General features: G+C 72.7%; 21 protein-coding genes and 3 pseudogenes. 11 read left to right on the top strand and 13 right to left on the bottom strand.

The window, feature by feature from the left end; all coding sequences use genetic code 11:
* Nucleotides 1-465: 465 nt before the first annotated feature.
* The 5 genes and pseudogenes from ACFY07_RS24335 to ACFY07_RS24355 all read right to left on the bottom strand — a co-directional run.
* Nucleotides 466-873: pseudogene (locus ACFY07_RS24335) on the bottom strand (GNAT family N-acetyltransferase); the annotation flags it as partial.
* Nucleotides 874-1,264: 391 nt separating this feature from the next.
* Nucleotides 1,265-1,612, bottom strand: coding sequence for a WGR domain-containing protein (locus tag ACFY07_RS24340; protein WP_390871615.1), 348 nt, complete (start codon nucleotides 1,610-1,612; stop codon nucleotides 1,265-1,267).
* Between the two features lie 53 nt (nucleotides 1,613-1,665).
* Nucleotides 1,666-2,133: a hypothetical protein gene (locus ACFY07_RS24345; RefSeq protein ID WP_390871617.1), complete on the bottom strand. Its 468-nt coding sequence runs from the start codon at nucleotides 2,131-2,133 to the stop codon at nucleotides 1,666-1,668.
* 640 nt (nucleotides 2,134-2,773) lie between these two features.
* The gene (locus ACFY07_RS24350; protein WP_390871618.1) at nucleotides 2,774-3,376 is read right to left on the bottom strand and encodes a DUF4328 domain-containing protein; all 603 of its coding nucleotides are present in this window, start codon (nucleotides 3,374-3,376) and stop codon (nucleotides 2,774-2,776) included.
* Nucleotides 3,377-3,908: 532 nt separating this feature from the next.
* Nucleotides 3,909-4,565 (bottom strand): TetR family transcriptional regulator, encoded by a 657-nt coding sequence (locus ACFY07_RS24355; protein ID WP_390871620.1) that lies wholly within the window; start codon nucleotides 4,563-4,565, stop codon nucleotides 3,909-3,911.
* A gap of 254 nt (nucleotides 4,566-4,819) precedes the next feature.
* Here ACFY07_RS24355 and ACFY07_RS24360 point away from each other — a divergent pair, with 254 nt between their 5' ends.
* The 3 genes from ACFY07_RS24360 (at nucleotide 4,820) to ACFY07_RS24370 (ending at nucleotide 7,924) form a co-directional block, all read left to right on the top strand.
* Entirely contained in the window at nucleotides 4,820-5,797 is a 978-nt protein-coding gene (locus ACFY07_RS24360) for a zinc-binding alcohol dehydrogenase family protein (protein ID WP_390871622.1), read from the top strand.
* Nucleotides 5,798-5,879: 82 nt separating this feature from the next.
* Nucleotides 5,880-6,491, top strand: coding sequence for a nuclear transport factor 2 family protein (locus ACFY07_RS24365; protein WP_390871624.1), 612 nt, complete (start codon nucleotides 5,880-5,882; stop codon nucleotides 6,489-6,491).
* A gap of 29 nt (nucleotides 6,492-6,520) precedes the next feature.
* Nucleotides 6,521-7,924: an aldehyde dehydrogenase family protein gene (locus ACFY07_RS24370; RefSeq protein WP_390871626.1), complete on the top strand. Its 1,404-nt coding sequence runs from the start codon at nucleotides 6,521-6,523 to the stop codon at nucleotides 7,922-7,924.
* An 82-nt stretch (nucleotides 7,925-8,006) separates the two neighbouring features.
* On the opposite strand, the pseudogene ACFY07_RS24375 reads toward ACFY07_RS24370, so the two are convergent.
* Nucleotides 8,007-8,111 (bottom strand): annotated as a pseudogene (locus ACFY07_RS24375) (IS5/IS1182 family transposase); the annotation flags it as partial.
* Between the two features lie 53 nt (nucleotides 8,112-8,164).
* On the opposite strand from ACFY07_RS24375, the gene ACFY07_RS24380 reads away from it, so the two are divergent.
* The 3 genes from ACFY07_RS24380 (at nucleotide 8,165) to ACFY07_RS24390 (ending at nucleotide 11,091) form a co-directional block, all read left to right on the top strand.
* On the top strand, nucleotides 8,165-8,401 hold the full coding sequence (locus ACFY07_RS24380; RefSeq protein ID WP_390871628.1) for a hypothetical protein: 237 nt from the start codon (nucleotides 8,165-8,167) through the stop codon (nucleotides 8,399-8,401).
* 231 nt (nucleotides 8,402-8,632) lie between these two features.
* Nucleotides 8,633-9,502, top strand: coding sequence for an alpha/beta fold hydrolase (locus tag ACFY07_RS24385; RefSeq protein WP_390871630.1), 870 nt, complete (start codon nucleotides 8,633-8,635; stop codon nucleotides 9,500-9,502).
* Between the two features lie 965 nt (nucleotides 9,503-10,467).
* Nucleotides 10,468-11,091 (top strand): TetR/AcrR family transcriptional regulator, encoded by a 624-nt coding sequence (locus tag ACFY07_RS24390; protein WP_390871632.1) that lies wholly within the window; start codon nucleotides 10,468-10,470, stop codon nucleotides 11,089-11,091.
* Nucleotides 11,092-11,356: 265 nt separating this feature from the next.
* Here ACFY07_RS24390 and ACFY07_RS24395 read toward each other — a convergent pair whose 3' ends face one another.
* Nucleotides 11,357-12,097 carry an SDR family NAD(P)-dependent oxidoreductase gene (locus ACFY07_RS24395; protein ID WP_390871670.1) on the bottom strand — a complete coding sequence of 247 codons (741 nt, stop codon included), beginning with the start codon at nucleotides 12,095-12,097 and terminating at the stop codon, nucleotides 11,357-11,359.
* On the opposite strand from ACFY07_RS24395, the gene ACFY07_RS24400 reads away from it, so the two are divergent.
* Entirely contained in the window at nucleotides 12,063-12,287 is a 225-nt protein-coding gene (locus tag ACFY07_RS24400) for a hypothetical protein (RefSeq protein WP_390871671.1), read from the top strand. The genes ACFY07_RS24395 and ACFY07_RS24400 overlap by 35 nt on opposite strands.
* Before the next feature lie 385 nt (nucleotides 12,288-12,672).
* Here ACFY07_RS24400 and ACFY07_RS24405 read toward each other — a convergent pair whose 3' ends face one another.
* Nucleotides 12,673-13,410 (bottom strand): flavodoxin family protein, encoded by a 738-nt coding sequence (locus tag ACFY07_RS24405; RefSeq protein WP_390871633.1) that lies wholly within the window; start codon nucleotides 13,408-13,410, stop codon nucleotides 12,673-12,675.
* A 248-nt stretch (nucleotides 13,411-13,658) separates the two neighbouring features.
* Here ACFY07_RS24405 and ACFY07_RS24410 point away from each other — a divergent pair, with 248 nt between their 5' ends.
* Nucleotides 13,659-15,350, top strand: a complete 1,692-nt coding sequence (locus ACFY07_RS24410; protein WP_390871634.1) for an acetolactate synthase large subunit — start codon at nucleotides 13,659-13,661, stop codon at nucleotides 15,348-15,350.
* Between the two features lie 524 nt (nucleotides 15,351-15,874).
* On the opposite strand, the gene ACFY07_RS24415 is transcribed toward ACFY07_RS24410, so the two are convergent.
* The gene (locus ACFY07_RS24415) at nucleotides 15,875-16,351 is read right to left on the bottom strand and encodes a hypothetical protein (RefSeq protein ID WP_390871636.1); all 477 of its coding nucleotides are present in this window, start codon (nucleotides 16,349-16,351) and stop codon (nucleotides 15,875-15,877) included.
* 909 nt (nucleotides 16,352-17,260) lie between these two features.
* Between ACFY07_RS24415 and ACFY07_RS24420 the strand changes: the two genes are divergently transcribed.
* Together ACFY07_RS24420 and ACFY07_RS24425 are read left to right on the top strand one after the other, a co-directional pair.
* Nucleotides 17,261-17,908, top strand: coding sequence for a cysteine hydrolase (locus tag ACFY07_RS24420; RefSeq protein ID WP_390871638.1), 648 nt, complete (start codon nucleotides 17,261-17,263; stop codon nucleotides 17,906-17,908).
* A gap of 208 nt (nucleotides 17,909-18,116) precedes the next feature.
* Nucleotides 18,117-18,470, top strand: coding sequence for a DUF1622 domain-containing protein (locus ACFY07_RS24425; RefSeq protein ID WP_390871640.1), 354 nt, complete (start codon nucleotides 18,117-18,119; stop codon nucleotides 18,468-18,470).
* A 934-nt stretch (nucleotides 18,471-19,404) separates the two neighbouring features.
* Here ACFY07_RS24425 and ACFY07_RS24430 read toward each other — a convergent pair.
* On the bottom strand, nucleotides 19,405-19,989 hold the full coding sequence (locus ACFY07_RS24430; RefSeq protein ID WP_390871642.1) for a TetR/AcrR family transcriptional regulator: 585 nt from the start codon (nucleotides 19,987-19,989) through the stop codon (nucleotides 19,405-19,407).
* Between the two features lie 104 nt (nucleotides 19,990-20,093).
* Here ACFY07_RS24430 and ACFY07_RS24435 point away from each other — a divergent pair, with 104 nt between their 5' ends.
* On the top strand, nucleotides 20,094-21,503 hold the full coding sequence (locus ACFY07_RS24435) for a helix-hairpin-helix domain-containing protein (protein ID WP_390871644.1): 1,410 nt from the start codon (nucleotides 20,094-20,096) through the stop codon (nucleotides 21,501-21,503).
* Between the two features lie 130 nt (nucleotides 21,504-21,633).
* On the opposite strand, the gene ACFY07_RS24440 is transcribed toward ACFY07_RS24435, so the two are convergent.
* The 3 genes and pseudogenes from ACFY07_RS24440 to ACFY07_RS24450 all read right to left on the bottom strand — a co-directional run.
* Nucleotides 21,634-22,656, bottom strand: coding sequence for a CU044_5270 family protein (locus ACFY07_RS24440; RefSeq protein WP_390871646.1), 1,023 nt, complete (start codon nucleotides 22,654-22,656; stop codon nucleotides 21,634-21,636).
* The gene (locus ACFY07_RS24445; protein ID WP_390871648.1) at nucleotides 22,653-23,294 is read right to left on the bottom strand and encodes an RNA polymerase sigma factor; all 642 of its coding nucleotides are present in this window, start codon (nucleotides 23,292-23,294) and stop codon (nucleotides 22,653-22,655) included. The genes ACFY07_RS24440 and ACFY07_RS24445 overlap by 4 nt, the downstream gene beginning before the upstream one ends.
* Before the next feature lie 157 nt (nucleotides 23,295-23,451).
* Nucleotides 23,452-23,733, bottom strand: a pseudogene (locus ACFY07_RS24450) (phosphohydrolase); the annotation flags it as partial.
* Nucleotides 23,734-23,805 lie beyond the last annotated feature (72 nt).

Raw genomic sequence — 23,805 nt, forward strand, 5'->3', positions numbered from 1 at the left:
GGAGGTCTCGGACGGGACGACCATCGGGGTGGACGATGGAGGTGACGGGGCATCCGGCGACGCCGGCGCCGCCCTGCCACCGCGCGCAATCCCCCTCCCGCCCGGGCACCGCCCGGCGGCAGGAGCTCCTTCCCGAACCGGAGGAAACCCGCCGCACCCGACCCCGTCCGCCCGTGCGGAGGAGCGGGCCGGCGGTGCCGCCCGTCGGTCCGGGCGGCACCCGGTGCGCGGGGGCCTACCGGCGCTTGGTGTGCCTGGGCGCAGCCGGGCGGCGCGGGGCCTCCCTGCGTACGGAGGAGTGCGGCGGCGTCGGTGTGCGTCGCGGGGTCGCGGTCGTCGTGCGGACGGGCCGCAGGTGCGGGACGACGGGGGTGTCCCCGTGGACCGCTGTGCCGGCGGCGGGCTGGGAGGAGGCCACGGTCCAGCGCGCCGCCGCCGCGGCGTCATGCGCGACGTCGACCAGTAGCCGATCTCGACGGCTCCGCCGCCGAGGTCGTCGTGGACCGCGGCCATGCCCAGGATCGTCCCCTCCCGCTCGTCGAGGATGCCGAAGTTGTAGCTGCGGCCGCTCGGCCAGGCCAGCGCCTCCTCGAAGCGCTGCGCGTGCTGCTGCTCGGTCGGCGGCTCGCCGGCCCACCCCATCCAGGGGTGCAGGTGGTCGAAGGACGCCAGGATCGCGCGGTACCTCGCCTCGCGGTCCCGTGGCTGCCAGCGCCGCAGGACGAGGCCCTCGGCGGTGATGCGCTCGGGTACGTCGCCGGGGCGGAGGACAGGCTGCGGGGTGTGCGGCGCGTGCTCCATCCGTGGAATCTCCCTGTTCCGAGGGTGACACGCAACGTCGTGACCGCACGCGGACGGCTGGGGCCGGGGCATGAGAGGGCGCTTCGGCACCCGTCGGGCGCTCCTGTCGTCGCGACGTCCGCCTCACCCGGGACGGGGTGCGGTCCGGGACCGTCGCGGTCGAGAGCTGCTCGGACCGGCAGGCGGCATGCCGAGGGTCGAAGAGCTGGAGGCCGCGCTCTTCTCGCCTGCGCGGTGGCGTGTGCCAGGCGGACGGCACGGGGACGATGCCGGCGGGCTCGATGCGGTCGGTTGCACGCAGGCATCCGGGGTGCCGGCGCCTGCGCTCAGGAGGTGTTGGCGGCAACGAGGCCGTGCGGCTCATCAGGCCGTCCGGGACGAGATCGTCAGGCGCCCGGCAGACCCTGCCTGCGAGGACCGCTGGCTGCCGGCCGACCCGCAGACCTCCTTCCGGGACGATCCGTCAGCCGGGCAGGACAAAGGTGTCCTCGTCCGGCAGCTCGCCGACCTTCGCGACGGGAGCGGCTTCCTGGTCCGTGCGCGGCTCGGGGTCGACCGCCGCCTCGACCTCGGAGCAGCCCTTGCGCTCCTTCTCCGTCACGAGTCTGCCGAACTGCGCCGAAGCCGCCGCCGCGCAGTCCAACTCCTTCACCCGGATGCGCCCCTCGGTTCCGATCCGGCCGTGGCGCACGCGCACCGACGCACCCTCGACCACCCCTCCCAGAACGTCGCAGAACCGGTCACCGATGAACTCCCAGCGCCGTACAGCTCCTCCTCCATGCCGTGTCCGGCCACCAGGTGCAGCGACCATCCGGTGGTCAACGGGCAAAACCCCAGCGACCACCCCTGACAGCGCGCCCCGGGTCAGATGTGGGCTCTGACCTGCTTCACGGGATGCCCGAGTGTGCCGGCGACGGCGGCCAGGTCCTCGTTGCTGAACCAGTCGCGCTCGGGGTTCCAGACGGCGATCTCGAAGCGGGCGAAGCCGCAGGGCCAGTCGTAGTCCAGCGCATCCAGCGATGTGGCGGCGCCGCAGCAGGGCACCTCCACGGCCAGCGTGGGAAAGCCGTCGCCACTGTGGCTTTCGAGCAGGTCGGCCCACCACTCGGTGTCGATCGGGGCTGTGCAGCGCGGGCAGCCGATCCGTTCCAGGTTCGCGCCGCAGTCGACGACGGTGGGGGCCTCGTACCAGGTGGTGTCGATCTCGGCCTCCATGTCTCCGGGCAGCCCGAAAGCCAGGTCTGCGACGAGCGCGGCGGTCCGCTCCGCCGCCGCCCGGTCGGGCTGCCACCAGGGGTCGGTCGGGATGACCGACAGGACGTCGTCGCTCATGGGCTCATTCGTTTCATCGGGCACAAGCCGTCGGCCGGGTGCCATGATCGTACGGGCCGCCCTCTCGGGTGACCGACGCCGGGCGTCACACGTGGAGGGTGGGACCGGCGCCGGTCGACCTGCCGCCGTGCGCCTACCTCATCGCATCGCCACCACCCGGCTCGACGGTCTGCCGACAGGCGAACAGCCCCGGCGTCACCCCTGCAGATGCAGGAGCCGCGCCCGCCGGTCCCCGGGCGAACACGGCTGATCGAACAGGCCCGGCGCCAGCACGCTGCCGGCCGCTCAGGCTGAGCTGCTCTGCCGACCGGGGGTTGATCGTGGCGACGGACGTCTGAGGCGTACCGGACGAGGAGCAGCGCCTCCCGTGGGCGTTCACGCCGTTCGAACGCGTCGGGCCTCCGGAGTCCGGGAGGACGCACGAGCAGGCGGAGGCAGCAGATGAAGGTGTCCTGCGGACCGCTCTCCGGGAGGGTTGGACGTGCGCCGTGTCGCCACGACGACCGGGCCTGCCGACAGGCGGGCTCCGGGAGGACCACTCCACGCCGCGGCACTGGCCCGCGAGCGGCCGGTGCCCCACGTCGGAACGGACCGCCCGGAGCGTGCGGTACGGCGTGGGGGAGTGCACCCGGGGAGTGGCTCATACCCGGGCGAGAGGCGCGACCGGGACGGTGGCGCCGAGCGCGGCGCCCTGCAGCGCCGTGATGCGCTCGATGACCAGTCCCAGCAGCACGGCCGCCGCGACCATGAGTGCCTCCGCCACCACGAGGAGGGGCATCGAACCCGGGGCCGCCCGGCCGCCCACCGTGAGCACGACCGCGTGCGTGATCCAGGCGGCCCACCACAGGTTCACCAGGGCCGTGTCCCGCTTCTGCTCCCACGACGCGGAGCTCGCCCGCCCGATGTCGAGGACGAGCCGGCGTGGGACGAAGAGGTTGACCACCGGTACGAACCACGCACCGATCGTCCAGGCCCGACTCGGGACCGGGGCCAGGGGGGACAGCTCCCGGGCGTTGTGCCGGGACCGGGCGAGCCACACGAGGAACAGCACGATCGCCGGAGTCATCACGTACAGGAAGACCATCGACATGAAGCCCGACCTCTGCAGGGACGCATCCGTGTGGTGCAGGTGGTGATCCCGGACGGCCGCCGCGCGGAACACGTCCGCCACGGCGGCCGCCGCTGTCGCCGCCTGTGCGGAGCGGGCGAGGATCCACGGGGCTCTGCGGGCGGTCTTCGTCATCGTCCTCGGCCTGTCTCGGAGGCGTGTGCCGCTGCAGCGGACGCTGGGGCGGAGTGATCATAGGGTCTGCCCGCCGCACGCACATGGGGTTTTCGGGTCGTCGGTCGCAGGGTGCACGTGCCCGACGGCGGACGACCGTACGTGCACGGGGGCCGGGTGCGGGCGGCACGCCGATCAGGCGGGAGGCGGCCGAACGGAGGCAGCCGGCCCGCAGCACGCCGATGCCCGCGCGGCAGCCCGCTCAAGGAGGCACCGGCGCGGGCTGCCACGATCGCCGTCGCCTGGCGGCGTGCTCACGGGGTCCGCGCGTTCCTGCGCGGCCCGGGCCGCACCACCCGCGGCGCGGCGGGCGCCTGCCGTCCGCCTCCGACGGGCGGACCGAGGGGCGCCACCCCCCCACGACCCGCTGGGACGGACGCTCTCCCAGGAGGCCCCGGGAACGGGATCGTCCTCACTCAGGCCGTCCCCGGTGTGCTTGGCCCGATGTTCTCCCGCCTCCGTCACCTGTCCCCCGGGACCCGGCCCTTGGTGGTCATGCCCGGCCGGTCATACCGTCCGCCAGCGCGCTGACCAGGCGCACGAGGGTGGGTTCGAAGGCGATGCCGAGATGGGCCAGTCCGGGCTCCTCCGCGTAGAGGCGGGTCAGCGTTTCGGCGGGGTGCGCGGCTTGCCACAGGGGCGCGGCCATGGCGATGACCGCGATGACCAGGTCGCCCGCCTGCGCCGTGTCGAGTGCGCCGGCCGAGGCGATGGCGGTGACGAGGGTCTCCACGCAGGCGAGGGCGACGGCCTTGAAGGCGTGGACGCGCTCGTAGGTGACCTCGCGTTCGAGGGTGAGGGGAACGTGGGTCAGCAGGTCGCAGAAGAGCGGCCGCGCGGCGAGCGAGGCGGTCAGGACGCGGGCCAGTTCGTCCGAGGTGGCGCGGCGGCCGGCCAGCCGCGCGGCGACGTCCTCCGACCAGTCGCGGTATCCCTCCTCGGCGAGGCTGAGCAGGATCTCCTCGCGTGAGGAGTAGTAGCGGCGGACCGCTGATGCGTGCACGCCGGCATGTCCTGCGATCGCCGTCAGGGTGACCGCGCGGACGCCCTCGCGGGTGCCCAGGACGCGGGCCGCCTCAAGGAGGTCGGCGGCCCGCTGTTCCTTGTGGTGGCGGGAGTAGGCGCGCTGGAAGGTCTTCGGATGCGTCATGCTCACGATACTAACAACGCAAGCGGCATGCGTTGGACAACGCAAGCAGCTTGCGTTACTGTCGTCATCGGCGGGCGGACACCGGACTCCACGGCTGCGGGCCCTGTCGGAGCGGTGCCCCGGTGCACGCGATCCGCAGTGCGGCGCTCCTCGTGCGGTCGGTCTCCGCCCCCGCCCCCTGTTCCCGAGCTGCGGCGCCTTACCCGCAGCCTCTCCCTCCCCCCCCCCACGGGCCGAAAAGCAGGAGTGTTCCCATGCATGCGATGACCATCAGCGAGTTCGGCGGGCCCCAGGTCCTGGTCCCGGTCGACCTGCCCGACCCGAAGCCGGGGGCGGGGCAGATCAGCATCGACACCAGCCACGCCGCAGTCGGCCTGGTCGACGTCTTCTTCCGTCGCGGCGACCTGGCCGACCGGCCCGGCTTCCCCCGGCCGCCGTTCGTGCCCGGCCTGGAAGTGGCCGGAACGGTCCGGGAGCTGGGCGAAGGCGTCACCGGATTCCAGGTCGGCGAACCGGTCGTGACCCTGTCCCAGATGAGCCTGGGCGGGTACGCCACCGTGACCCTGGCCGAGGCCGCCATGACCGTCTCGCTGAAGGGGAGCGGCGTGGACCCGGCCCAGGCCGTTGCGGTCCTGCCCAATGCCGTCACGGCCCACCTGGCCCTCACCCGCGTGGCGCACCTGCGGGAGGGGGAGAGCGTACTGGTGCACGGAGCCGCCGGGGGCCTGGCCGCCGCGTTCCCCGCCGTCGCCCGCTCCCTCGGCGCCTCCCGCATCACTGGCACCGTCACCGCGCAGGCCAGGATCGCCGACACCGCCCACCTGGACTACGACGAGGTCCTCACCAGCGACCGCTTCGTGGCGGCTCTGGACGGCCGCCCGGTCGACGTCGTGGTCGACCCGGTCGGCGGCGAGGTCCGCACCGCCAGCCTGGACGTCCTGGCCCCGCTCGGCCGCATCCTCCTCCTCGGCCACGCCGCCCGCACCCCGGACACCCCCGTCACCGGCGACGAACTGTGGGGCAGGAACGCGGGCATGCTCGGCTTCGCCGTCGGCCCCTACCTCCAGGCCGACCCCTCCGCCGCGCAGCCCGCCGCCGCACATGTCATCGCCCTCCTCGCCGACGGCAGGCTGACCCAGCGCATCGACGAACTCCCCCTCGCCGAGGCCGCGGAGGCACACCGCCGGCTCGAGGCCCGTGAGGTCCCCGGCCGCATCGTCCTCACCATCTGAACCATCCGGCACGCCGGCGCACAGCACGGGGCATGCCCCGCCGCGGCCGACGGAGTACGTCCGGAGCCCGCAAGGATCCGCAGTGGACTGCCGCCCGACCACACCGGCAGGACACGGGAAGGCGGGCGTGTCCGGTCTCGGCAAAGCCATAGGGAAAGAGAACACCATGATGCTGGAATCTGATGTCCGTTACCTTCTCGACCGTTTTGCGATCCAGGACGTGATCGCCAAGTACGGACTGGGCCAGGACCTTCACCAGGGGGACGACGCGGATCAGGACATGCTGACCCAGTGGGCGGAGGTCTTTGCGCCGGACGCCGTGATCGATGCCTCCGACGTGGGGCTGAGTGCCGAGATCGGCCTCGAGGAGTTCGTCGACTTCATGCGCGGTGAGGGCCGCAGGCCCGATCAGGGGCTGGGCAGGCTGTTCGGTCTGTGGCAGCACCGTGAGGGCTATGCGGTGGTCACGATCGACGACGACGCCGCGACCGCCGTCTCGCCCTTCTTCCATACGCATGAAACACGGGACGGCAAGGCCAACGTCATCCACACCGGTCTGTGGCACGACAGGCTGGAGAGGCGCGCGGAAGGTTGGCGGATTGTCCACCGCCGCCTGGAGGACGGTTTCTTCCACACCTTCGCACGCATTTCGAACCCGCAGGACCTGATCGAGAAGAATCCGGCGCAGAAGTAGTCCGAAAATCTTCCCCGGACAGAGGAGTCATGATGATTACCGTCAACCAGCACTTCATCGACGGGCGTTTCGTCGAATCCCACGGTCAGGAGACCGTCGACGTGCGCAATCCCGCGACCGGTGAACTCATCGGGCGCTCCACACGCGGTGACGCCGTGGACGCCGAGCGGGCCATCGCCGCGGCCAAGGCCGCCTTCCCCTCCTGGTCCACGACCAGCCTGGAAGAGCGCAAGCGGTACCTGCAGCAGATCGCCGACGCGCTGACCGAGCGCATGGACGAGCTGGTGGCGACGACCGTCGCCGAATTCGGCGCCCCGCCTCTCTTCGCCGGGTACATCGACGGCCAGGCCCGCGACTTCTTCCTCCTCGTGCAGGACCTGCTCGAGCCCGAGAACTTCGAGGAGGCCAACGGCAAGGCGGTCATCACCAGGGTGCCGGTCGGCGTCGCAGGGCTGCTGACGCCGTGGAACGGCAACCCCTGGTTCGTCTGCGGCAAGGCGGCAGCCGCGCTCGCGGCCGGCTGCACCGTGGTCATCAAGCCGAGCGAACTGAGCGCGCTCGAGGCACGGATCCTCATGGAGTGCTTTGACAAGGCCGCCCTGCCGCCCGGCGTCGTCAACGTCGTCAACGGCCCCGGCGCCACGGTCGGCAACACCATCACCCGCAGCCCCGACGTTCAGAAGATCTCCTTCACCGGCTCGACCAAGGTCGGCAAGCAGATCAACCACGACGCGACCGAGACGATGAAGCGCGTCACGCTGGAACTCGGCGGCAAGTCGCCGACGATCATCCTCGACGACGCCGACATGGGCAAGGCGGTCCGGTTCGCTCTCACCACGGGGCTGATCAACACCGGCCAGGCCTGCATCGCCGGAACCCGGATCCTCGTTCCCGCAAGCCGGCTGGACGAGGCGAAGGCCGCGCTGAAGGCCGGAGTCGAAGGCCTGAAGATCGGCGACCCGATCCAGCCCATGGTGTCCCACGCGCACTACGAGCGCGTCCAGAGCTACATCCGCAAGGGCATCGACGAGGGCGCCGAGGTGCTGATCGGCGGAGAAGGAAAGCCCGAGGGGTTCGAGGCGGGCAACTACGTCAAGCCCACCGTCTTCGTCGGTGTCACCAACGACATGACGATCGCCCAGGAGGAGATCTTCGGCCCCGTCCTGTCCGTCATCACCTACAGCGACGACGACGACGCCGTGGCCATCGCCAACGACGTCGAATACGGTCTCCACGCCTACGTCTACGGCGAGGACCGGGAACGTGCCCGCGCCGTCGCGAACCGCATACTCGCCGGCCGCGTCATGATCAATCAGCTCGTCGACGACCCGATCAGCCCCTTCGGCGGCTTCAAGATGTCCGGATTCGGTCGCGAGTTCGGCATCCACGGCCTCCAGGCATACCTCGAAACCCGCACCGTCTTCATCGACTGAGACGCCGTACGGTCCTTCGTGCACGTGGCCGGCGGTGAGCAGTGAAGGAGCAGTCCGCACAAGTGCTGAATTCCTTCCAGCCTCACGTTGACGTCGCCAGGTGGAGGGCGAGCACGGCTTCGGCCAGGTCGGTGGTGCGGGTGGTGCTCCAGCGGAGCCTGCGCGGCAGCCGCCGGGACTTCAGGGTGCCTCGCCCGTGGCCAGGGCCCCGGCACAAGGCCGAGCACCACCAGGCAGCGGGTGAAGGACGACCGGCTCAACCACGCCGGCCACCCCGGGGCCTTCGCCTCCGTCACCGCCCCACCCGGCGCCGAGGCCCACTGCCGCGAGCGCCGCACCGACCACGGAGACCGGCATGCGTCCGCCCGGCGCGGTCTCTTCAGCCGCATGCCCGGACAGCTCCACCACTGCCTGCAGCACCGCAAGCCGTCCGACGAACACACCGCCCTCCCGACCGGGCTCGCCGCCGCGGCGTGAAGGCGTGATGGCCGTCCTGCCGCGCGTTCCGTGCGACCCGGTGCGGGTGCCGGCCAGGTGTGTGTACGACGTCCGCGGAGACAAGAGCGGACAGACGGTGTGTCAGCTCCGGAGGAGCCGACGGAGAGCGTCGGCCGGCGCAGGCTCCCGGCTCCGGCGGCCTCCGACCGGACTGCCGGCGGCCTGCGGGCCAGGTGGGCAGGGTCGCGACACGGCTGGAAAGGTGCAGCTTTGTTCGAGGGTTTCACAACCGGGCGAATTGAGCTCGATGAGGCATCGATCTTCGTCCGCCACGGCGGCGAGGGCCCACCCGTGGTGCTGCTCCACGGCCACCCGAGGACGTCCGCGACCTGGCACCGCGTGGCCCCACTCCTTGTCCGGAGCGGCTTCACCGTCGTCTGTCCCGACCTCAGGGGGTACGGCCGTTCCCGGGGCCCGGCCGCCACGGAGGATCACGCGGGGTACTCCAAGCGAGCCGTCGCCGCTGACATGGCGGCGGTGATGCGTTCCCTGGGCCACGACCGGTTCGCGCTTGCCGGGCACGATCGCGGAGGCAGCGTCGCGTTGCGCCTTGCGCTCGATCACCCCGGTGCGGTCCAGCGGGTGGCACTGATCGACTGCCTTCCCGTCACCGAGCACCTGTCCCGCATCACGGCTGAGTTCGCCACTCAGTGGTGGCACTGGTTCTTCTTCGCCCAGCCGGACATCCCCGAGCGGGTGATCAACGCCGATCCGGACAGCTGGTACCGGGGTGATCCGCAGAGCATGGGCCAGGAGAACCACGACGAATGGCGGGAGGCGACACGGAATCCGGACATGGTGCGCGCGATGCTGGAGGACTACCGCGCCGGCCTGAGCATCGACAAGCAGCACGAACAGGAGGACCGGGCCGCCGGTACACGCATCCGGTGCCCGGCGTTGATCCTGTGGTCACGCCGGGACGACCTGGAGGACCTGTACGGCGACCCCGTGGAGATCTGGCGTCGGTGGGCGGAGGACGTCCGCGGCCACGGCATCGACTCCGGCCACCACGTGGCCGAACAGGCTCCGGAGGCGCTCGCTTCCTCGTTGGCGGACTTCTTCGCCGACAGGCCCGAGTGAGGAGCCGACACCATCGGGCTCCGAGTGCGGCCGGCCGACCACCCCGCTGGGCCACAGGCAGCTCGACACGATCAACGCCGGGGATGTCCTGTCGGCCGCCGGAAGGATGACGGGGAGGCCGTCGGCACCCCGGTACGCCGGCAGCCGGTGCGGCAGTCCGCCGATGTGCCTGGCTGTCGCGGTGACGTCGGCATGTGGCCCCGTGCCCTTCCTCGGCGGCCTCCGCGGTGCCGGGCCGTCCGGCCATGCGGCGCCCGTGACCGCCGTCGGGCCGCGGAGCGCCGGATCGGGCCGGGCGGCCACGCGTCCGGGGCCGACGTCGACGAAGACGCGTTCCTGGTGGTACTCGCCCAGCAGCCCATCCCGGACCCGTCCCCGCCCGGCGGCTCCGAGGAACGGTGCGGAGGCCCGCATCAGCTCCGCGAGGCGCTCCGGGGACGGGCGCAGGTCGACCGTCGCCGTGCCCTGGGCGAGTACGGACGAACCGTCCGAGGCGCATCCGTGCTCACGCGTGTGGTGGGCGAGTGGCACGTGCGGGTCCCGCAGGATGCGCTCCAGCTTCTTCGGGAGGCCGGGCGAAGTGGGGAAGCCGACGCGGCCCGCCTCCCGGGTGCCGCGTCCGGCCGCTCGTGCTCCTCGCTCAGCGCGCTGAGTACGCCCTTCGCGGCCGAGGACGTCCGTGTGATGCGCGGCCGGAGGTCGGCGTCCTCCGCCTTGTGGTGATGGCGGAGGTCGGCGACGAGGAAGTCCCGCAGCTGAGCCGGGGCCCCGAGCGGCACGGAGGGGGGGCGGCCGCCGTTTCTGCCGGCAGGGTGGTGGCGGCGCGGTGAACCGCGTGGGCAAGCCGGGTCCCGAGGACTGCCAGGGGCTCGCGAGAGGCATGTATCGACGTATGGGCAATCATATTCATTAGATTACTCTCTTGTCAATATTGTTACCTAAAGTGATAGTGATATGGTGGGCCCGTGACTACCCGGAGATACAACTCACCCCGTCGTGCCAGTGCGGCGGCCGCCACGCGCCAGGCCATCCTGGACAGCGCGCAGGCGCTCTTCCTGGCACGCGGGTACACCGAGGTCACCGTCGGTGAGATCGCGGAGGCGGCGGGGGTCGCCGTGCCCACCGTGTACAGCAGTGCGGGGAACAAGCCGAGCATCCTGAGGGCGCTGCTGGAACCCGTCCTGACGGATCCGGCCGTCGCCGACACCCTGGCGGCGATCGAGGTCAGTGACGACCCGCGTGCCTTGATCGACCTCACCGCCGAGGGCACCCGGCTCACCCACGAGCGCCACTGGGATCTCGTGTTCGAGCTGTTCTACCGCAATCCGCCCGGAGAGCCCGCGGTCAAGGCGGTCCTGGACCGCGGGGCCGACAGCTACGTCCAGATCCTGACCGCCGTGGCCGACCGCCTCGGGGCGCTCGACGCGCTTCGTCCGGGGATCGGGCGCGAGGAGGCAGCCGACCTGCTCATCTTCTATCTCGGCCCTCACGCGTGGATGACGCTTGTCGGCGAGCGCGCATGGTCGTTCGAGCGCGCCCAGGCGTGGATGGCCCGCTCTGCCGGCCGGGCGTTGCTCGCGGAGGCCTGATCAGGGAGTGTTTTCAGCGCTGAGGTTGCACCTTGGGCGCGGGCGCGGCTCGATCTGTTCCGCCGGCTCCCGTACGGCAACCAGCGTCGCCGGTACTCGGTTCTGCAGGACCTCACGCCCGTCGCGTCCGAACGGCGGCTGATCGACTCCGGTGGCCTCGACCTCGCGGCATGAAACCCGGTGCCCGCGCTCGGGGTGCAGCCTCACGCGGTGGCCTCCCCTCGCGGGCCGGGCCTCAGCGTCGTCCCGAGGTCGAGCCCGCGTGTCAGGCGGTGAAGCCGCCGTCGACATGGATCGAGGCTCCCGTGATGTACGCGCCGTCCGCACTTGCCAGGTGGGCGACGGTGGCCGCGATCTCGGCCGCTTCCGCGTAGCGGCCCACAGCCGTGAAGCCGGCGATCACCTCGGCGCCCGGCCCGTCGGCGGGGTTGGTGTCCGTGTCGGTGGGGCCGGGGTGCACCAGATTGACGGTGACTCCCCGCGGACCGAGTTCCCGGGCCAGGCCCTTCGTCATCCCGGCCAGGGCCGACTTGCTCATCGAGTACAGCGCCAGGCCGGGGATGACCGCACGCTCGGCGACGTTGCTGCCGATGCTGATGATGCGGCCGCCCCGGCCCATGTGACGCGCTGCCGCCTGGGACGCTGCGAACGGCGCCCGGACGTTCACCGCCAGGGTGCGATCGATCTCTGCCGATCCCAGGTCCTCGAGCGGGCCGACGAGGAAGACGCCGGCGTTGTTGACCAGGATGTCGAGTCCGCCGAACGCCGCGGCGGCCTCGTCCACCGCGGCGGTGAGTGCCTCCGGGATGGCGCTGTCGGCCCGGACAGCCAGTGCCCGGCGCCCTCGGTCCTTGATCTGCTCCACCACCCGGGCGGCGCGTTCCGCGCTGTTCTCATAGGTCAGGACGACGTCCGCGCCTTCTTCGGCCAGCCGTGGCGCCACAGCGGCACCGATGCCTCGGCTGCCGCCGGTGATCAAGGCCCTGCTTCCTCCGAGGCGGTTCATGACGTTCGGCATCGTCGGCATCGGCGCCGGAGACCGGCGGGAATCCGACCTGGCGTTCGGCCTCCAGCAGGGCGACGCCATCCTGATCACGAAACCGCACCGGAGGAGGAAGACCGTGTCCTGCGGGAGCGGTGATCAGGAGGTCCACCAGGGTGGCGACGTACGGGCAGTGAACGTATCCCCGGGCTGATGGGGACGAGGCTCCCCCCCCCCGGTGGCGGATGAACGCGTGTCCGCCTTCACGGAGGAGGACCCCCGCCCTTCCGCGGTGGCGCGGCCCTCACCCTCGTCCGGCGCGTGGCTGATGTCCGCTCCGTCCAGCGGTACGACGCACACGTCCGTCGTCTCGACGAGCTCCATCGGGCGGTCGTCGGAGTCGGCCACGACCGAGCGCCGACCGGCCGATGGCAGAGGCTTCCCGTCGTGCTCGTGCTCGTGCTCGTGCCCGTGCTCGGCAGCCAGTGCGGCGGCAGCAGTCCCCGATCCGTCGGGGGACGCAGCGGCGGACGGTCGCCCAGGGGTCCCGGAAAGGCGGATCCGGGCCTGTGCAGCCCCGGGGCCGGCCGGGGGAGTCCCTACCGGTGCTCGGGGTTCTCGTTGTCGCGGCGGCAGCCGGCGTCCCAGGCGCTGCGCTGGTTGCCGTAGGCGGGGATGCCGCCGAGGTCCTTCAGCATCCGGGCCAGGTGCAGCAGGTTCCAGGTCATGAAGGTGGTGTTGCGGTTGGTGAACTCGTTCTCCGGACCGCCCGATCCGGGGTCGAGGTACGAGGGCCCGGGTCCCGCCTCGCCGATCCAGCCGGCGTCCGCCTGCGGAGGGATGGTGTAGCCCAGGTGCTGCAGGCTGTAGAGCACGTTCATGGCGCAGTGCTTGACGCCGTCCTCGTTGCCGGTGATCAGGCAGCCTCCGACACGGCCGTAGTAGGCGTACTGGCCGGCTTCGTTGAGCAGGCTGGAGCAGGCGTAGAGGCGTTCGATCACCCGCTTCGTCACGGAGCTGTTGTCGCCCAGCCAGATGGGGCCCGCCAGCACGAGGATGTCGGCCGCCAGGACCTGCCGGTACAGGTCCGGCCAGGCGTCCGTCTGCCAGCCGTGCTCCGTCATGTCGGGCCACACGCCGGTGGCGATGTTGTGGTCCACGGCCCGCACGACGTCGACGTGCACTCCCTGTGCAGCCATGATGGCGGTGCTCCGGTCGATCAGGCCCTGGGTGTTGCTCGTCTCCGGCGACCGCTTGAGGGTGCAGTTGACCACGAGGGCCCGCAGGTCGTCGTACCGGGCCGGCGGCGTGCCGGCGGCAGGTGGCGAAGCGGTCACACGGTCCTCCCGGAGCCCGGATGCCGCACGGTGCGCGGCGCTGCGTCCATGTCCGGCTCCAGCGTGCGGGCCGACTGCGGCGACCGCCACCGCAGCGCCTCCGAACGGCCCGGCGACGCCTGCGGTCCCTGGGACCGGGCGCAGGACGCCACCTGCCGCCGGCCGGCCCGGCCGGCACCCGCCGCCGGCCACCCCCGGCCGGCGGCCGACGAGTGGCCGGGGCGGACGGGCGTGCCTACGTTCGACCCATGGGTACCGAAGGCGGGGCCGGGGAGCGGCGCACGGCGGCAGCGGAGGACGTCGCGCACCTCCTGGTGCGCTGTCTGCAGGCCGAGGGCGTCGAGTACGTCTTCGGGATCCCCGGTGAGGAGAACATCCGCTTCGTCGACGCGCTGAACGGCTCCGGGATCCGGTACGTCCTGGTGCGCCACGAGCAGGCCGCCTCGTTCATGGCGGAGATCTACGGGCGGCTGACCGGCCGGGCCGGGGTGTGCTCGGCCACCCTGGGCCCGGGTGCGATCAACCTGCTGCTCGGCACCGCGGACGCCACGACCAACAGCGCGCCCCTGGTGGCCCTCGCCGCCCAGGGCTCGCTGCGCCGCGTCCACAAGGAGTCGCACCAGGTCATCGACCTGGTGTCCATGTTCGCCCCCGTCACCCGCTGGGCGGCCCGCATCGAGTGCCCGGACGCGGTGCCGGAGATGGTGCGCAAGGCGTTCAAGACCGCGCAGAGCGAGCGGCCCGGCGCCGTGTTCCTGGCGGTGCCGGAGGACATCGAGGCGGAGCATCCCTCCGAACCGCTGACGCCCCTGCAGGTCGACACGGTGCGCGCCGACGCGCCGTCCCCCTCCCAGGTCGCGCGGGCCGCCGGGGTGCTCACCGCCGCACGGCACCCCGTCGTGCTGGCGGGCCACGGCGCCGCCAGGGCCGGGGCCTCGGCCGCCCTGGTGCGGTTCGCCGAGCGGCTGGACGTCCCGGTCGCGACCACGTTCCACGGCAAGGGCGTCTTCCCCGACGACCACCCCAACGCCCTCGGCGCGGTCGGCTTCATGCGCCACGACTACGGCAACTTCGGCTTCGACGCGGCCGACGTGCTGGTCTGCGTGGGGTACGAGATCCAGGAGTTCGACCCGGCCAGGATCAATCCGCACGGCGACAAGCGCATCGTCCACGTGCACCGCTTCCCCGCCGAGGTGGACGCCCACTACCCGGTCGCGGTGGGCATCGAGGGCGACCTCTCGCAGGCGCTGGACGCACTCGGTGCCGCACTGCCCGACGGGCTCGCCCACCACTCCGGGACCACCGCGAGGATCCGCGGACTGCTCGACGCGGAGCTCCGGTACGGACGCGGCAACGACGCGTTCCCCCTGGTGCCGCAGCGTGTGGTGGCCGACGTCCGCACCGCCCTGGACCGCCACGACATCGTGCTCGCCGACACCGGGGCCGGGAAGATGTGGATGTCCCGCCTCTACCCGACCTACGAACCGGACACCTGCCTGGTCTCCAACGGCCTGTCCACCATGGGTTTCGCGCTGCCCGGCGCCCTCGCCGCCAAGCTCGCCCGGCCGGACCGGCGTGTCCTGGCGATGATGGGCGACGGCTCGTTCCTGATGAACTCCCAGGAACTGGAGACCGCCGTCCGCGAGCGCGTCCCGCTGACCGTCCTCGTCCTGGTGGACGAGGAGTACGGCCTGATCACCTGGAAGATGGAACTCGAACTCGGCCGCCACAGCCACACCCGGTTCACCAACCCGGACCTGGCCGCCTACGCCGAGAGCTTCGGCGCACACGGCTACGCGGTCGAGGCCGCCGACCAGCTGCTGCCCGTGCTGCGCCGCGCCCTCGACGACGACGCGGTCTCCGTCATCGCCTGCCCCGTCGACTACTCCGAGAACCTGCGCCTGACCGACAGGCTCGGCAGCCTCCACGGCCCGTTCTGACCCGACGCCCCGGGTCCCGGCGAGCATGCGGTGTGCGGCCGCCACGGCCGTGGCGGACCCGGCTGCGGACCGGGAGCCGGGGGAGCGGCCGGTGCCGTGCGGACGGGCGGGGGCGGGCATCGCCCGCGACCGCAGACCTGGCGCCGCCGTCGCGCGGCGGTCCGCCTTCGCCCGGAGGCCTGTCTCCCACCGCAGCAGGCAGAGGGCGGGGACGGACACCCCGGGTCCGCACCGGCGGACCGGCGGGCCCTCCACGCTCTGCGCCGTACCGCCCTGCGTTCCGAACCGCGGTGATGCGGGGTCGTTCCTCCTGTGAGGGCGGTACCGCACCTTGGCACCGCGGCAGGAGCAGGACGGTGTCGTCATGCGGTGAGCCCTGGGCAGCGCAGCGGACACCGTCCCTCTCCGTCAGGAACCTCCGGCCCTGGGAGACCGTCGCTGCCGTCGCCCGCCACGTCCAGGACGTCAAGGACGCGTCAAGACTGCCGGAACCGGGCAGTGTGCGCCGTCCCGTCCGGCCGCGATCATGCAGCCCGGCGGCGCGGTCGGCGCGCTGCCGGACCGTGGTGCACGGAGGTGGGGACGGTGGTGTGGTTCCTGGTGGCGGGGGTGACGGGGCTCGGTGTCCTTCTCGCGGCGCTGCTGCTGGACGGTGCCGTGGAAGGAGCCCTCGGCGCGGACGCCGGCCTCGGCGGGATGCCGGCCTGCAGCACCAGCACCAGCAGTCCGCACACCATCGAGGCGAACCCCTCGGGCCCGAACCAGGCTCCGACCGGCTGCTCGCGCCGGTCGGAGCGGCTGCGCACCAGGGAGAGCAGCAGTGAGACGGGCCGCACCGGCGCGATCGCCGGCCCCACCGCCGCGTACCCGCCCCACGGCAGGGCCCCGAAGAGCGCCGGGGCCAGCCGGGTGCCGCAGACCAGCGGCATCCCCGTCCCCAGTCCCGGCGCCCGGGCCGGATGCCGCCAGGCGCGGCGCACCGCGGGCAGGGACAGGTGCATGCCGTCGATGGGTGGACAGCGCGGTGAACAGGGCCAGGTCCGCGGTGGCGGAGACGACCGGGTCGGCGGTGCCGATGTGCACCGGGCCCAGCACGCCGTCCCCGGCGACCGCCCCCGCGCCCAGGAACACAGCGGTGTGGACAGCACCGTCCGGCCCGCCGGCCCCGGCAGCAGGACCGCGACCAGCAGCGCGACCCCGAAGACAGCGATGAGCACCGTGGAACCCCTTGGCGGTGAAGAGACGTCTCCTTCGATCGCCGACCAGGCTTCCCGGCACTCCGTCCACGACGTTATCGGATATTGACGCCATCCTGACAGCTCTTTGACACCCGTGCCCTGCACGTCCCGGCCCACCCCCGCCGCGCCCGGTCGTCCCTCCGGTGCCGGGTGCCCGCGCACCCGGTCGGTGCGCGGCGGACGCGCGGGTGTCCGACGGCGCGGGGCGCCGGTGCCCTGCCTGCCGCGGCACCGCCGGTTCGAGCGGCGTCACGCGGGGCGGGTCCAGGATCAGACGGTGCGTTCCCCGCCGGGTCCGGCAAGGACCGCCTGCCCGGTGACCGCGGCCCCACCGCCCGCACGGGTGGTGGCCGATTGCCGTCTGCTGCCGTGAGGAGACCGGGCTTGGTACGGGGACAACAGGAGCGGCGACCGAGGTGCAGCAACCCACCGATGCAGAACACCCCGCTGTGGGGCAGAATGAAATGGAGGGTCGAATGACCGCGACAGCGCCTCTTCGCGGCGCGTACCCCGAGGTGGATACGGCACTCGGGTGATGCAGCTCGGTGCCGGAACAATCCGGCAGCTCAGGCAGAGGCTTCGTGCCACCTGGTCGGAATGCGCTCCGGAGGGGCATCCGCCGCACCGGACACCTGTTACGGCAGTGATTTTTCATTCCATGAGGAGCGTCAGGTGGACATCAGGAAGACTGACACGGCGGTTGTGTTCATCGACCCGCAGAACGACGTGCTGAGCGAGGACGGGGCGGCCTGGGACGCGGTCGGGGCGAGCGTCACGGAGAACAGGACCGTCGAGAACATGGAGCGGATCTTCGAGGCGGCGAAGGCGGGCGGATACGAGGTCTTCATCTCGCCCCACTACTCCTACCCGACCGACAACGGGTGGCAGATGAACGGGCCGCTCGAGACGAGCGAGATCGAGAACCACGTGTTCGCGCGGACGGGACAACTCGATCTGACCGGGTTCCGAAACTCCGGTGCGGACTGGCTGGACCGCTTCAAGCCCTACATCGAGGACGGCAGAACGGTGGTCGCCAGCCCGCACAAGGTGTTCGGACCGGAAACCAACGACCTGGTGCTGCAGCTGCGCAAGCGGAGGATGCAGAAAATCATTCTGGGCGGGATGCTGGCCAACATGTGCGTCGAGTCCCACATGCGCCACCTCATCGAGGAGGGATTCGAGGTCGCCATGGTCAGGGATGCGACAGCAGGCCCCCGGCACCCGGTCTGGGGCGACGGCTATCAAGCGGCGATCATCAACTACCGCTTCTTCGCGCATGCGTTGCTGTCGACCGACGAAGTGCTCGATGCCATGCGCTGAGAAGCCCGCAGCCGGGAAATAGTGGGTGCGTCCGCCCGGTGCTCACTCCTTCACCAGACTTCGTCGGCGCCCACCGGCCCGTTGCGCGGGGAGCGCCGTGGAGACACGTCCAGCCCTGCTGCGGCCGATGCCCGGAACGACGTCCCGGTGGCGACAGGGGTCGCGGATCGCGGACGAGCGGATTCGGGCCGGCGCGAGAGGGGGCACTGTGGAATTCCAGCACGTCGTGGAGCTGGTAGGCCGAGCCGTCGACTCCGCGGGTGTGGCCGTCATCGTCGTGGGAACGTTCCTGGCGACCGTTCTCGCGGCCATCCGGATCAGTCGCCGGCAGCCGGGCGTGTACCGCGGCTATCGCCGGCGCGTCGGGCGGTCGATCCTGCTGGGGCTGGAGCTCCTCGTGGCCGGCGACATCATCCGTACGGTCGCCGTCGCGCCGACCTTCGCAAGCGTCGGCGTGCTGGCCGTGATCGTGGGTATCCGCACCTTCCTCAGCTTTTCCCTCGAGCTCGAGATCACCGGACGGTGGCCGTGGCAGAAGCCGGCTTCCGAAGCCGAGGACTGACCATGCGTCACATCGGCGGCAGGCGGGGCGGAGCCGTCCCTGCCGTGAGTTCTGCGGACCTGGCGAAACGGGCGGACGCCCTGGAAGCGGGCTGGTCACGGCTGGGACCGGAGGCGGATCGAAGCCCCGGCCTCAGCCCCGTGGCCTGCGGCGGCCTCCCATCCACGCCCTCAGTTCCTCGACCGACCTGTCCACTCGATCTCCCGCCTTGAGGTGGTACGGCGCTGCGTTCGTGCGCAGGCCGTGCAGAGGCTTCTCCCTGCCGGCTCGGCTCCGCTCGAGGGCAGGGCTGTTCGGCAGGCTTGCCGGTGCCGGGGGGAGTGGGCGCTTCGGGGGCGGGTGCGGACGTCGGGGGGACGGTTCCGGGCGGGTCCCTCGCGTGGATGGACGGTGCTGTGCCCGGTCCGGTGGTCCTCGGCGGGGCGGACCGGGTCGAGGGCGTCGGGGCTCTCCTCGAGGAGGAGCTTCTCGCCCTCCAGGGAACCGGAGGCGGGTCCGTGCGGGCCGTCCCGGCCGGGGGTGCGGACTCGGGTGGGCCCCATGTCGCAGCCCGGGCCGGGTGGCGACGGGTGCCTCGAAGCGGAGGGAGCGGAACGGGCCGCCGTTGTCGGTGACCATGGTGACCAGGGGCTGGAGCGTGCCGTCCGCGTCGTCTGGTGCGAGGTCCGCGGGAGGGGCTCCGGTCAGGGGCTCGGCCCCGGTGGGGGAGGGCACGTGCCGGCGGGCCGCGTCGCGGACCCGTTCCCGGGCGGGACGCGGCCACGGCCCCCGCGCCGGTGCACCGTGCCGGGCGCGGGCCCGGTGGCGGCGCCGGGTCCGCTCGGGCACACCGGTCAGGCGGCTGGACCTCGCGGTCGGCGTGCCCTGCTCCCGTGCTCCCGCCCGGGGCACGAGGACTCCGCTGAACGCGGCATGCGCCGCGCGCCGGGTGCCGTCACCTCTCCGCGTCCGGGAGAAGCCCGTGGAGCACGAGGTCGACCCAGTCCTCCGACAGCTCCCGAAGGCTGCCTGCGCCGGGCAGGTCCTCCGGATCGGCCAGACGTGTCGTCGAGGTCTCCCAGACTGCGGCCAACAGGGCTGTGTTGACGGGGCGGAAGGCTCCCACGGTGATTCCGTCGTCGAGGACGGCCCGCAGCACTTCGGTGTAGTAGTGCGAGTAGGTGTGCACGATTGCGCGAATGGCCTCGTGCGCCTCGGCGTCCCGCCAGAACTGCCGGGACGTCCTCGTCACGCCCGCCACCCCGAACCGGGTCCACATGCGCAGGCGCCCGACCGGTTCGGTCTCCTCCATGAGCCGCTGTACGGCCGAGCTGCAGACGTTCGCGTACCAGCGTCTGACCACGAGGGCGATCAGTTCGTCCCGGGACGGTGCCAGCTGGTACAGGGTGGCGAAGGAGGTGTTCAGCCTCTTGGTCACCGCCGCGAGGCGCAGGGAGCGGAAGCCGTCCGCGACCACCTCGACACCGGCCGCCGCAGCCGGCCCCACCCCGCCGCCGGCACCGGCCGCGTCCTGGTGCACCCCACCGGCGCCCTCCAGCACCCCTGGGCCGACCTGCGCGGCCCGGGGCCCCACCCCACCGCCCTGCCGCGCCGCCTGTGGCACGCCTCACCCGGGAGCGCCGGATGACCCACCCCCAGCGCAGCACCCGCCCCGCCGACGCCGTCACCGCCCCCCGGCGCGGCGGCGACACCGACACCGACACCGGCGGCCCCGGACCCGGCACCGGTCCCGGCAGCCGTCCCGGCCCCGCGGCCGCGGTCCCCGCCCCGGCCGCCCCCGCCGTGTCCGCCCCCGCCGTGTCCGCCCCCGCCGTGTCCGCCGCGCCCCCGGCGGCGGACACGGGCGCGCACATCGTGCACGTGCGCCTGGAGGACCTGCCCGCCGCGGTCGAGAAACGCGACCGCCCCGACCTCGCCGACCGGCCCGTCGCCGTCCTGGACGGCGGCCCGCGCGGCACCGTCCTCTCCGCCTGCCCCGCCTGCCCCGCCGCCCGTGCCGCCGGCGTGCGCCCGGGCATGGGCGCCGCCCGCGTCCGCCGCCTCCTGCCCGACGCGGCCCTGCTGCCGGCCCGGCCCGAGCACTACGCCGCGGCGGCCACCGCCGTCACCGCCGTCCTGCACACCACCACCCCGCTGGTCGAACTCCTCCCCGGCGACCGGGCCGTCCTCGACCTCACCGGCGCCCTCCCGTACTTCGGCCGCACCCCCGCCGCCCTCGCCCGCCGCATCCAGGACCGCATCCACGCCGAGCACCGGCTCCCCTCCGCGCTCGGCGCCGCCCCCAACCGCCTCCTCGCCCGCCTCGCCGCCGACACCGCTTCACCCGGCACCCTGCGCGTCCTGCCCGACGACCCCGCCGCCCTCACCGCCTTCCTCGACCCCCTCCCCGCCTCCGCCCTCCCCGGCGTCGGACCCGCCACCGCCGCGGCCCTCGCCCGCTACGGCCTGCACACCCTCGCCGACCTCCGCCGCACCCCCGCCGCCACCCTGCGCCGCGCCCTCGGCCCCGCCACCGGACAGCGCCTGGCCGAGCAGGCCCGCGGCCACGACCCGCGCCCCGTCCTGCGCGACACCCCCGCCCGCCGGCTCGGCGACGCCCACGCCTTCCCCGCCGACACCCTCGACCCGGGCGTCGTCCGCACCGCCCTGCTCGACCTCGCCCACCGCATCGCCCCGCGCCTGCGCGCCGACCGCCTCCTCGCCTCGGCCGCCACCCTCACCGTCCGTCTCGCCGACGGCGCCGCCCTCACCCGCACCCGCGCCCTGCCCCGCCCCACCGACCTTGCCGCCGACCTCGCCGACGCCGCCCACCGGGTCCAGGACGCCCTCGCCCTCCAGCGCGCCCGCATCCGCCACCTCCACCTGCGCGCCGAGCACCTCACCGAAGCGGCCCGCACGCCCTTCCAGCTCACCCTCGACCACGAGGACGACGACCGCCGCCGCCGCGCGGAGACCACCGCCGACCGGGCCGCCGCCCGCTACGGCCCCGGCACCCTCCGCCCCGCCAGCCTGCTGCCCCGCCGGGAGGGCTGACCCGGCCGGGGCACACCAGCAGCGTTCGTCACCTCGTGCACACGTACGCACCACTCCGGCCTTTCAGGCGGTGGAACCACCGCTCGCACAAGGGTTTCAGGCGGATCGGCCAACCACGGGCTGGTTCCGGTCAGGGGTTCGATCTCGCGTCGGGAGTCTGCCCTGCGGCGTCGACGATGCCGCGGCCGACGACGGCGATGGAGGTCACCTCGTCGCCCGCCCTGCCCCAGGAGCTGTCCTCCAGGAGGACGGTGCGCTCGCCGAGCAGGCGCAGGCTCCGCCTGTCGAAGATCCACTCCGAGCGCTCGCCGCCGTGGACCCGGGCGACGGCCACGCCGTGCCGGCCGGCGGCGTCGACGGCGTCGTCGACCGTCACCACCCCGGGGATGTGCCCTGCGGCCCGGTACAGCGCGGCGCTGACCTGGGGAGGCGCGACGGAGGAGCGCAGCAGGTCGCCGATGGTGGTGAAGGCCTCCTGGTCCGGCCCGGTGGTCGACCCGGAGCCGGCCCCGTGGTTGAGGTCGGCGTCGGCGTAGATCTGCTTCAGCAGGGCCTGCGGGTCTGTCGGCAGGCTCGCCAGGAGCTTGTAGGTGGGCGAGTTGAGCGTGCCGCCGTGGAGGGCGGGGATCTCCCGGTCGCCGCCGCTGCTGCGCTGGAGGCCGGGCCGGTCGCCGTCCACCGGCGTCCAGTCCTCCCGGTTCTGAGTGATGGTGTCGCGCTGCATCGAGCCGTCGCTTCTCTCGCTCAGCGACGTGCTGTGGCCGACCGTCCTGACGTAGGTGTACTGGCTGTCACGCGGCTGCGCCTGGGACCGGGCGTAGGCAACCTGGGCCACCCGGTTGAGGAGCTGCACGGATGCCGTAGTGGCCGGCGGTGCCTTCTCCCCCGGCGCACCGCCGCCCTGGGTGCCTACCACCACGGCGACGGCAGCAGCCGTGGCGGCTGCCGTCGCCAGGGCAAGCCTGCCCCATCGCCGAGCGGCAGGAGCGGCAGGGCGGTGGTGCCGGTCGATCTCGTTCAACAGGAACTCCTTGCTGGTGCGCAGGCGGTCGGGTGCCATGTCCTGGTGGGGTGGCGGCGGCAGCAGCCGCGCGAGCTCAAGATGCTCGCGCTGTTCGTCCCGCGCGTGTCGGTCTCCGGATGCGGGGTTCACGGCTGCCTCCTCTGGTGGCTCCTCATGGACAACGGGCTGTCGTGGACGTGGTGTCCGCGACCGGGGCGCGGTTCCACTGCTCTTCGGTCCGGTGGACCTTCTGCCGCAACGATCTTGCGGAGCTTCTCCCTGGCGCGGGACAGCCGGGATCGGACGGTGCCCACGGGGATGCCCAGGGCCTGCGCGGCCTCCGCGTAGCCCAGTCCCGACCAGACCACGAGGGTGAAGACCTCGCGTTCGCTGCGGCGCAGCCGCCCGAGCGCCTCCACGGCTGCGGCTGCCGTGGCGGCGTCGGCGATCCTGCCCACGACCTCGTCGGCGAAGTCCGGTGTCGGCTCACGGGGAGGAAGGCGGGACATCGCCGCACGGTGCCGGCGCGCGGCTCTCGCGGTGTTGCGGAGCACGTTGGTGGCGATGCCCAGCAGCCACGCCCGCGGGTTGACCACGTCGCCGCGCAGTCTGTCCCGCAGGCGCCAGGCCTCCAGGAACGTCAGTGACACCACGTCATCGGCGGTGCTTCCGTCCCCGGTGGCGCGGGCCGCGTGCGCGTGCACCGTCCGGGCGTGCTCGTCGAAGAGCGCGGCGAAGGCGCGGCGGTCGCCGGTCGGGCTCTGCTGACTGGGCAGGAAGGACTCCACGTCCTTCTGGTGTCCGCAGCGGCAGGGCGGTTCCCGAAGACCTGCCGATCGCCGGGGCGGCGGGCGGAACATCCAGCTTGCCCGCTCCGTCGTCGACGTCCGGAGTCCGGGAAGACCACGGCCAGGGCCACCCTCTGCACTGCTGCCGCGCCCGCTGCAGAAGAGTCCGCCCCGCCTCCTCGTGCGCCGCGCCGGGCCCGGAGAGCTCGGACACGTGCACCGTCTTCCCGATGTCGTGCGTCGCGGCCCCGAAGAGCACCGCCTCGTGGTCGAGGACGAGGGCGGGACAGTGCTGCCCGACCCATTCGACCAGCTGGTGTGCGACATCGTGGACGGCCCGCAGGCCGGCCGCCGGCCGCGGCGGGCAATGCGGCCGGGACAGGAGCTCGGCGACGCGATCCGGCAGCGGGCGCAGGGGCAGACCGACGATGCCGCTCATGGCCCTCGACAAGGCGGTGCCGGTCGTCAGCGCGTCAGGGTGCTGACCGCGGCCTGCTTTTGTGCCCGTCGG

The organism is Streptomyces sp. NPDC001380 (genome assembly GCF_042895785.1).
Taxonomy (GTDB): domain Bacteria; phylum Actinomycetota; class Actinomycetes; order Streptomycetales; family Streptomycetaceae; genus Peterkaempfera.

Bases quoted from the DNA above. Each gene is read 5' to 3' on its own strand.
- ACFY07_RS24340 (WP_390871615.1), bottom strand. From the start codon at position 1,612: ATGGTCGCTGCACCTGGTGGCCGGACACGGCATGGAGGAGGAGCTGTA.
- ACFY07_RS24360 (WP_390871622.1), top strand. From the start codon at position 4,820: ATGCATGCGATGACCATCAGCGAGTTCGGCGGGCCCCAGGTCCTGGTC.
- ACFY07_RS24350 (WP_390871618.1), bottom strand. From the start codon at position 3,376: ATGACGAAGACCGCCCGCAGAGCCCCGTGGATCCTCGCCCGCTCCGCA.
- ACFY07_RS24370 (WP_390871626.1), top strand. From the start codon at position 6,521: ATGATGATTACCGTCAACCAGCACTTCATCGACGGGCGTTTCGTCGAA.
- ACFY07_RS24410 (WP_390871634.1), top strand. From the start codon at position 13,659: ATGGGTACCGAAGGCGGGGCCGGGGAGCGGCGCACGGCGGCAGCGGAG.
- ACFY07_RS24345 (WP_390871617.1), bottom strand. From the start codon at position 2,133: ATGAGCGACGACGTCCTGTCGGTCATCCCGACCGACCCCTGGTGGCAG.
- ACFY07_RS24435 (WP_390871644.1), top strand. From the start codon at position 20,094: ATGACCCACCCCCAGCGCAGCACCCGCCCCGCCGACGCCGTCACCGCC.
- ACFY07_RS24395 (WP_390871670.1), bottom strand. From the start codon at position 12,097: ATGAACCGCCTCGGAGGAAGCAGGGCCTTGATCACCGGCGGCAGCCGA.
- ACFY07_RS24355 (WP_390871620.1), bottom strand. From the start codon at position 4,565: ATGACGCATCCGAAGACCTTCCAGCGCGCCTACTCCCGCCACCACAAG.
- ACFY07_RS24415 (WP_390871636.1), bottom strand. From the start codon at position 16,351: ATGCACCTGTCCCTGCCCGCGGTGCGCCGCGCCTGGCGGCATCCGGCC.